At 40.5% G+C, this 9,298-nt stretch carries 5 protein-coding genes; 1 reads left to right on the forward strand and 4 read right to left on the reverse strand.

From position 1 onward, the window contains the following. On the reverse strand, positions 1-5,257 hold a 5,257-nt coding region (locus J4N24_RS25255), incomplete at its 3' end, for an MBG domain-containing protein (protein ID WP_207536524.1). Between the two features lie 225 nt (positions 5,258-5,482). On the opposite strand from J4N24_RS25255, the gene J4N24_RS25260 reads away from it, so the two are divergent. Then, entirely contained in the window at positions 5,483-5,689 is a 207-nt protein-coding gene (locus tag J4N24_RS25260; protein WP_207536525.1) for a hypothetical protein, read from the forward strand. A 57-nt stretch (positions 5,690-5,746) separates the two neighbouring features. Here J4N24_RS25260 and J4N24_RS25265 read toward each other — a convergent pair whose 3' ends face one another. The 3 genes from J4N24_RS25265 to J4N24_RS25275 all read right to left on the reverse strand — a co-directional run. Further along, on the reverse strand, positions 5,747-7,006 hold the full coding sequence (locus J4N24_RS25265; protein ID WP_207536526.1) for a helix-turn-helix domain-containing protein: 1,260 nt from the start codon (positions 7,004-7,006) through the stop codon (positions 5,747-5,749). A gap of 153 nt (positions 7,007-7,159) precedes the next feature. Next, a complete protein-coding gene (locus J4N24_RS25270; RefSeq protein WP_207536527.1) occupies positions 7,160-8,113 on the reverse strand; it encodes a PorP/SprF family type IX secretion system membrane protein in 954 nt (317 codons plus the stop codon). Positions 8,114-8,221: 108 nt separating this feature from the next. Continuing rightward, positions 8,222-9,298 (reverse strand): T9SS type B sorting domain-containing protein (locus J4N24_RS25275; protein WP_207536528.1); only part of this gene is annotated, 1,077 nt, incomplete at its 5' end.

Genomic DNA, 9,298 nt, shown 5'->3' on the forward strand with positions numbered 1-9,298 from the left:
CATTGGTCTGGATCTGGTTACCGCTAATCTTGAAGGATGCATTATCTGTGCTTCCTGTTCCGCTTACTAACGAATAGGTAAAGGTTGCACTTGGATCATCACTTGTTGAGCTTAATGTTCCTGCTACCGTACTTACCGGAGCATTTTCATAAAGCGTACTTGCTGCCAGAGTGATGCTGGTTGGATAACCAGGTTTAACCGTTAATACACCAGGAACAAAACTGATCACATAGTTAGCAGCGGTTGCCCCATTTACTGTGATTGGGTAAGTTCCCTGAGCTGAATTAGCGGTTGCTGTGGTAGAGAAAGCTGGTTGAGTAGTTAATACTGAACTAGTTTCTCCGTTTACAAAGCCGTTGTAAGCTGCTGTGAAAGCTGGAAGAGCCAGTCCCTGGAACTTCTCTTTGTTCTCTGCAGTGATTGTCAACGCTTTCTTGCCAATTGTTAGTGTTCCTTTTACATAAGTTACATTGTAGTTGCTTGCTGTTCCACTTACATTGATATCGTAACTTCCAACACCTGTTGCATTCGTTACTGTTGTAGTAACACTTGGCGCAGGGTTAAGAGCTGTTTCACCATTTACCAAACCTGAATAAGTCACACTCAGTGCCGGGTTAGTATCACCATAGGTTTTTGCCTTGTTCTCTGCGGTTACAGTAAGGGCTTTCTTAGCTACCGTTAGTGTCCCTTTTACGAAGGTTACATCATAGTTTGAAGCTGTTCCGCTTGCAGTAATGTCATAAGCGCCTACACTGCTCGCTGCCGTTGCAGTAGTACTTACCGAAGGTGCAGGGTTAAGAATGGTCTCCCCGTTTACCAATCCTGAATAAGTTACACTTAGTGCAGGGTTAGCTTCACCGTAAGTTTTGCTCTTGCTATCTGCTGTTACCGTTAAGGCTTTCCTAGATATGCTAAGTGTTCCTTTATTAAAGGTCAACTCATAATTTGCTGCCGCTCCACTTGCTGTAATATCATACGTTCCTACTCCAGAACCTTGCGTTGCAGTAGTAGAAACTACAGGTGCAGGATTTAAAGCTGTTTCGTTATTAACTAAACCCGAATAGGTAATGGTAAGCGCAGGATTAACATCACCATAAGTTTTATTCTTATTTTCTGCTGTAACAGTTAAAGCTTTCTTACCTACTGTTAGTGTTCCCTTATTAAAGGTCAACGCGTAGTTTGCTGCAGTCCCTGTTGCGGTGATATCATAAGTTCCCACTCCTGAAGCTTGTGTTACCGTAGTGGAGACTGTTGGTGCAGGATTTAGTGCTGTTTCACCATTTACCAGACCTGAGTAAGTAACTGTTAGAGTAGGATTAGCATCACCATAAGTTTTGCTTTTATTTTCGACTGTTACCGTTAAAACTTTCTTGCCTACTGTTAAAATTCCCTTATTGAAGGTTAACTCGTAATTTGCAGCTGTTCCTGTTGCTGTAATATCATAAGTCCCAACTCCTGATAGATCAGTAGCATTCGTTGTGACAGTTGGCGCAGGATTTAAAGATTCTTCGTTATTCACCAGACCCGAATAGGTAACAGTCAGGGCAGGATTAGCATCACCATAAGTTTTGCTCTTATTTTCTGCTGTAACTGTTAAGGCTCTTTTACCTACGCTTAGTGTTCCTTTTTTGAAAGTAAGCTCATAGTTATCAGATGTTCCACTTGCCTCAATATCATATGTTCCTACTATGGATTGTTTATTTGCAGTAGTTGTTATGCCAGGGGCAGGAGATAAAGCCGTTTCTCTATTGACTAGACCATCATACTTAACTGTGAATTGGGGATTCTCATCACCATAAGTTTTGCTCTTGTCATCCACTGTTACAGTTAAGGCTTTCTTGCCTACGGTAAGTGTTCCTTTATTGAAGGTAAGCTCGTAATTATCAGAACTTGCTATTGCCTCAATACTGTAAGTACCTACGCCTGATTCTCTTGTCGCAGTTGTTGTTACTGTTGGTGCTGTTGCTAAAGCAGTTTCGTCATTTACTAAACCGTCATAGCTTATTGTTAATTCAGGATTAACATCCCCATAAGTCTTGCTCTTATCCTCGGCGGTTATAGTTAAAGCTTTTTTGCCTACGCTTAATGTTCCCTTATTCAAAGTCAACTTATAGTTGTCTGATTCTGCTGTTACCTCAATATCATAAGTTCCAGCTCCGGAAAGTTTAGTAGCAGTAGTTGATACAATCGGTGCTGGCTTCAGAGCAGTTTCATTATTAACAAGACCGTCATAAGCAATTGTCAATTCAGGATTTGCATCACCGTAAGTCTTGCTTTTGTTATCTGCAGTAATACTAAGTGCTTTTTTGTCAACGGTTAAAGTTCCTTTTACAAAGGTCAATTTATAGTTATCAGACTCTGCAGTTACATCAATATCGTAAATACCTGCTCCTGATAATTCAGTAGCTGCCGTTGTTACGCTCGGTGCCGGTTTTAAAGCAGTTTCTCCATTAACAAGACCATTATAAGTTATTGTCAAATCAGGATTTGTATCTCCATAAATTTTGCTTTTACTATCTGCAGTTATGGTTAAAGCCTTTTTCTCTACTGTTAGAGTTCCTTTATTAAACGTAAGATCATAGTTTGCTGATTTTCCAGTTACATCTATGTCATAAGTTCCAGCTCCTGAAGATTCACTTGCGAGCGTACTTACTGCCGGTGCTGGCTTCAATGAAGTTTCATTATTAACAAGACCATCGTAAGTAACTGTTAAATCAGGGTTAACATCACCGTAAGTCTTGCTTTTATTATCAGCGGTTACTATTAAAGCTTTTTTATTGACTGTTAAGGTTCCTTTACTGAAAGTTAGTTCATAGTTAGAGGATCTTCCGCTTACTTCAATATCGTAAGTGCCAGCCCCTGATAGTTCAGTTGCCATTGTTGTTATAACAGGCGTGGGCTTAAGGGCAGTCTCCTGATTAACGAGTCCGTCATAGCTTACTGTTAATTCAGGATTAGCATCTCCATAAGTCTTGCTCTTATCCTCAGCGGTTATAGTTAAAGCCTTTTTACCTACAGTTAGTGTCCCCTTATTCAAGGTCAACTTGTAGTTATCCGATTCTGCTGTTACTTCAATATCATAGGTTCCCGCTCCGGAAAATTCAGTAGCAGTAGTTGATACAGTCGGTGCTGGCTTCAGAGCAGTTTCATTATTAACAAGACCGTCATAAGCAATTGTCAATTCAGGATTTGCATCACCATAAGTCTTGCTTTTGTTGTCAGCAGTAATACTAAGTGCTTTTTTGTCGACGGCTAAAGTTCCTTTTACAAAGGTCAGTTTATAGTTATCAGACTCTGCAGTTACATCAATATCGTAAATACCTGCTCCTGATAATTCAGTAGCTGCCGTTGTTACGCTCGGTGCCGGTTTTAAAGCAGTTTCTCCATTAACAAAACCATTATAAGTTATTGTCAAATCAGGATTTGCATCTCCATAAGTTTTGCTTTTATTATCTGCAGTTATGGTTAATGCCTTCTTCTCTACTGTTAAAGTTCCTTTAGTAAAGGTAAGCTCATAATTTGCTGATTTTCCAAATACCTCTATGTCATAAGTTCCAGCTCCTGAATATTCAGTGGCCAGCGTACTTACCGTCGGTGCTGGCTTTAATGAAGTTTCATTATTAACAAGACCATCGTAAGTAACTGTTAAATCAGGGTTAACATCACCGTAAGTCTTGCTTTTATTATCAGCACTCAGTGTTAAAGCTTTTTTGCTAACGGTTAGAGTTTGCTGCACGCTATTAGCTGCAGCATAAGTGCCATCTCCGGCCTGACTACCAGTAATAGTTGCAGTTCCTGCACCTACAATATGAACTTTACCATTCACAATGGTGGCTACGGATATATTATCTGAGCTATAAGCTATAGAAAGATTTGAACTGGAAGCTGCACCAGCATCGAAATCAATATCACCGTATGTTTTTTCTGGAATGCGATCAAAGGTAATTTCTTGGCTTTTCTTATTGCGAGTTACACTAACAGTGTAGGTTTTATTTGTAAGTCCATCCTCCGCAGTTACAACAACACCTATTGAATTGCTGCCGACAGCTAAATTGATACTTTGAGAAGCAGTTTGATTAGCAACAGCTAATCCCCCTACCTTGACTTTTGCGTTTGCATCGGAAAGCGAAGGTGTAACCGTAATACTGCTGACTGAATAGTCAACCGTAGCGGAATAACTAGTTGAATTACTGTTAAAAGTAGGAGAAAGGGTTCCATTGCTTAGACTCAATCCACTTAAAAGCGCGTTAGTATTCAACGTTCTGAACGTGTTGACATCGCCATAAGTTGTACCTACCGTATTAGTTGCATACGCTCTTGCATAATAGCTAGTATTGGCTGAAAGACCATAAACTGTAGTTGCATAAGTTCCATCACCATTTCCCATTTTTACTTTAGTGTCAGAAAGACTCGGGCTTGTATTTGTTGAAGAGTACACTATTCCATAATCAGACACCATATCTTCTTCGCTGGATACGTTCCCCCCTAAAATGGCAGAGGTAGATTTTATAGTCGAAGGCGTTGCGGATGAGACCACAGGCGCCCAATAATTATAAAGTTTACCGTTGAACTTATTAGCTGTTACATCAGTTAGAGTCCGGCTTTGCTGATTAGCAGTACCAGTGATACCTGTTTCAATCTGATAGTAAGCGATTAAATTCGCGCTATTAGTTGCAACAGGATTCTGATATGATGTAGAAATCTGAGTCGCATTACGAGGTGTATTCCAAATTCTAATGTCATCTAATTCCCCTTTAAAAATTTCAAAATAACTTGATGCACCAAACTCGGCAACTCCAACGTTTAGTGGTAAGCCTGTTTTAGCAGTATTAATGGCGTTCCCTGTAAATCCAATGGAAGTACCGTTAACAAAAATTTCCGTATTATTACTCGTCATTACAAAGGCTAAATGATACCATACTCCTCTAAGAAAATTGTATCTAATGGTATTATAGGCACTGCCGTTCCATAAACCCACTGCCTCCAAACCTTTATTAATGTGAAAGCTATAACGCGTTCCCGTAGGATTTCGCTGAGCTATCACTGCCGGATTTCCATTAATATTTGATGTCCCATCCCAATCAGGCTTTACCCAAACTTCGACAGTTCCCTGAGTGAATTCCATTCCGTATACGTTAGGAACAGATCCATACTGATTTGAACCATTAAAAGATAGCGGGGAAGTATTAGCCGTTTGTGCAATTAGAGATTGTGCCACTCCGACCAGCAGAAAGACAAACAGTAAATATTTCTTCATATCCTGCCCTCCAAACCGCTTCTTTGAAAATCTGATTTCACTCCAATTCTACCCTGGCAACCCGGCCAATGATTAGTAGAGCTTTTTAAAAACTGTTCTCTTTTCATTTAATATTAATTTAGGGAAGTAAGATTGCCAGACTTTTGTGGTGCTTTATCGAGCATCCATTTTAAGAAGTATAGCAACATTACATGAGCACTCGTACGACTGTTTTTTTAAACAAGTTTGGCAGTTCAGGTATCAAAATCAGTAGTTCGGACTAACAAACAACTGTCTCATAGCCGCTTAAGGGAAACATTTAGTTCTGTCGAATTGGTAGTAGTAAAAATTAGCTATCATTGCAAAGCAGTCATCCAAAAGCTAACCTATGGTCCGGTTCAGGCCATTACTTTAGCGATGAAGAAGAAAATGATTTGCAGCGTAAAGGAGTGATAAGCGATGAAAGTGTCTGGAAGTTAAACTTAGCATAAAGACTAGTATAACGAATTCTTAAGCTAAGGCCCGCATAGCTGTGATTTGCTCCAAATATTCTGAAGGAGTATTTCCAGTACATTTCTTAAAAGCCGTAAAAAAAGTGCTTCGGGATGAAAAGCCAGCTTCGAAAGCCAATCCTTCTAAAGTCATTCCCCTCCAATCGTCCTTCTCAAATCTAGAAATAACATAGTTCACCCGGTACTGATTAATAAAATCAGTATATCGTTTTTGATAATATGTATTGAGGATATAGGAAAGTGTTCGAGGAGGAATATCAACCTTTGCAGCAAGCCCAGTTATAATAAGTTTCTGTTCTCTATATAACTCCTGCTGTTCCAACTGACTTTCTAATTTTTCAACAAAGCTTGATAATTGCTTTGGAGACAGCAATGCTTGCTCTTTTTCAGTTTCAACTTCGGCTTCTTCATCTGTCGACTGTTGAGCGTTCATCAAAACTAAATCCACTACCGCATCCTTTACAGGACTTTCGATTTTCATAACTGCAGGTGCAGTATTAAAACCATAGAGTATTTCTGGAGTAAAAAATAGATTAAGAACAATCCCCAAAAAAGAGAACGCAATGAAAGTCATAGGAAGACCGTTCAACTCACTCAACTTCTTATGACTAGCAAGGTGAGTATCAACATCAAGCGTAAGTACGAAAAGATTTACATAAATAAGAACGACTAAGCAAGTGTAGGAAGTTAACCATCTGAGACACTGCTGGGATAATTTAACTTCGGGCTCTACATTTCGATTATAGTTTATCAAGGCCAAAACTTGAGCTCCTAAATAAACGAAAGCTTGGATCAAGCGTAAATGAAAATGAATTGAAGGACTCAGAAAGCCCATTTTCAGGGAGTGTGATCGGGTCACGTCATCGAGGATTGACAAAATATAGGAGAACTTTATACTTTCAGGCTGAAGGTAAAATGGGATAAGATCAAAACAAGCCAGGAGTCCTGGAATAAAATGAAGTAAATCGCTTTTCTTAAGTTCCTGACGGGCCTCTAACTTACCTTGGACGTAAAGATAACACACCGGAGGAATCAAGTAATAAAAAGGAAAAGCCACACTATAAAGAGCAGGGACTTGCAGTATTAGACGCGTTAACAGCGACTCATATACAATAAAGTATAGCGTAATTAAGAGAAGGCTAATTGCTAAAAGCCGTCCAAGATATTTATTACCAGTTTTTTTGAAGAAAAGAATACTACACAACATCAATCCTCCCGACAAGCCAATAAATAGTATAATATCGTAAAATTTGATCATCCCCACGCTTCTATTTAGAGATGTATTACGATCAGTAGATGAACGGGTTACAGTAAAAAATTCTCGTTAAAAGTAAAAGGGCCTTTGAAATTGAACAAAGGCCCTTTAGATCTCTCAGTTATTAACTTTAGGTGCAATAAAGAATGTCTCTATTTACTTCTTTCCCTTAAAAACTTCGCCTAAACTAACCCTCAGGTTCAGTTCGAAGTTGCCATTGGTATAATCCCGGATAGCTGCAGTTCCAGAAGTGAAGATCCCGCTAATCACCAGGTATTTCTGGTACTTAACACCCATACCGATGGTAGTGCTACGGGTACTGTGGTAAACTGCCATCACATTCACCTTATTTTCTGCCAGGCTCATGTTTGCTCCAAAGTCTACAATGTCTTCGAAACCCTTGATCTGGCGATAAGCTACCTTCGGTTCCAGTGTCATCCCATCTAAAGCATCAGCGAAGAACATCTTGTAGCTTGCTGCTGTGTACAGCTTTGATTCATCAGCCAGGTTCCCTTCCGCCTGATCTTTCTTAAAGAATGATTTTAAGTTTGGTACTGCAAGCTCCAGACCTAACTTCTTGCCTTGGTACGCTGCACCAAAGTCGCCATCAAAATACGTGTCGCGATCCTGATAACCCGCGATTGAACGGTCAGAACCATCAACGTTAGAACTTAAACGTTCCTGCATCAACCGGTCGTCGCTATAACCTAAAGATACACCGAAGCTTAGTCTTTGACCATCTGCATCCAAGGGAAGCTGGTAGGCATAGGTTCCTCTTACCCGGGTCCTTTTCTGAAGACCCGCTTCATCATTGTATAGGTTGATCCCTACTCCTGATTTCTTGCCAGATCCATACTCAAAACTTAACGCCTGGGTGGAAGGAGCACCTGGCATGTTCGACCATTGCCTGCGGACAGCAGCATTAGCATAAAAACCTTCTTCTTTACCAGCTAAGGCCGGGTTGATCAAATAAGGGTTTTGATAATAAATTGCCCCCAGCGGGTGTAACTGCGCTTTCGCCGTTTCTGCTTTCAATCCAATCAGCAGCAGGCCTAAGGCGCCTGCTCTGATGATTGATCTTATATTTTTTGTCTTTACTATTAATTTCATTTTTCTAAGCTTTATTGAGGGTTGAGGTGTGAGCTTGAGCTATCAGCTTTGAGCTTTCGCCTTTGACCTTTAACCTCAAACCTTTCACCTCTACCCTATTACCTCCAATTAGTCTCTTACAATCGTGATGTATCCCTGGATCTTTGGTTTGTTAGGACCGAAGTCTACCACATAGTAGTACGTATCTTCTGCCAATGGAGCTCCATTTAACATTCCGTTCCATTCTCCCTCTTTAGAGTAACCCTTCTTAGCATAAAGCAAGCGTCCTGCTCTGTCGAAGATCTTCACCGTATTGTTCGGATACATATCCACGTTATCGATCTTGAAGACATCGTTCACACCATCACCATTTGGAGAGATCAGATTGCTGCCTTTTAGCATCACATAATCTTCCGTTACCTCGATAGTGATCTCTTTGCTTTCAGAACAACCACTGGCATTAGTTACCAGCACACGGTAAGTCGTAGTAGCATCCGGACGAATCGTTAAGTTCGCAGAGTTATCACCACTTAGGATACCCGGAGCATTGGACCATTGGTATTGTGTTCCTCCTGCTGCTTTCAGCACCAGTACATCTCCTTTAGAAATACTGATCACCCCTTTATCTGTCGCAATAGTTGGTACAGGTAAGGCATTTACATTCAGTACAAAGCTTTTCAGAATCGTGTTCACTCCACCGTTAGCGGTGCCGCCGTTATCTGTAACCATCACATTTACTACTGCACTTCCTGAAGCGCCATCTGCTACCGTGTAGCGAACTTGTGCAGCTCCGTTGCTAGCCTGGGTAACGGTTAGCGATTTGAACAGGTTACTGTTGGTGCTGCTTACTGTTACGTTAGTCGTTTGATTCGCATCCTCACCTGCAGAAATTCCGCTTAGTGCTACTGTCTGCTGAGCAGGAGTATAACAGATCGTTTGAGCGGCTATGTTGTTCAGTGTTGGCTGTTCGTTTACGTTGTTTAAAGTGATCGTAAAAGTTTTGTCTAAGCTAAGACCATACTGAGTAGTTGATCTAACCAACACACTATAGCTTGCTTTGCTCTCAAAGTTCAACACCGCATTGGTCTGGATCTGGTTACCGCTAATCTTGAAGGATGCATTATCTGTGCTTCCTGTTCCGCTTACTAACGAATAGGTAAAGGTTGCACTTGGATCATCACTTGTTGAGCTTAATGTTCCTGCTAC

Source organism: Desertivirga arenae (genome assembly GCF_017355785.1).
GTDB classification, from domain to species: Bacteria; Bacteroidota; Bacteroidia; order Sphingobacteriales; family Sphingobacteriaceae; genus Desertivirga; species Desertivirga arenae.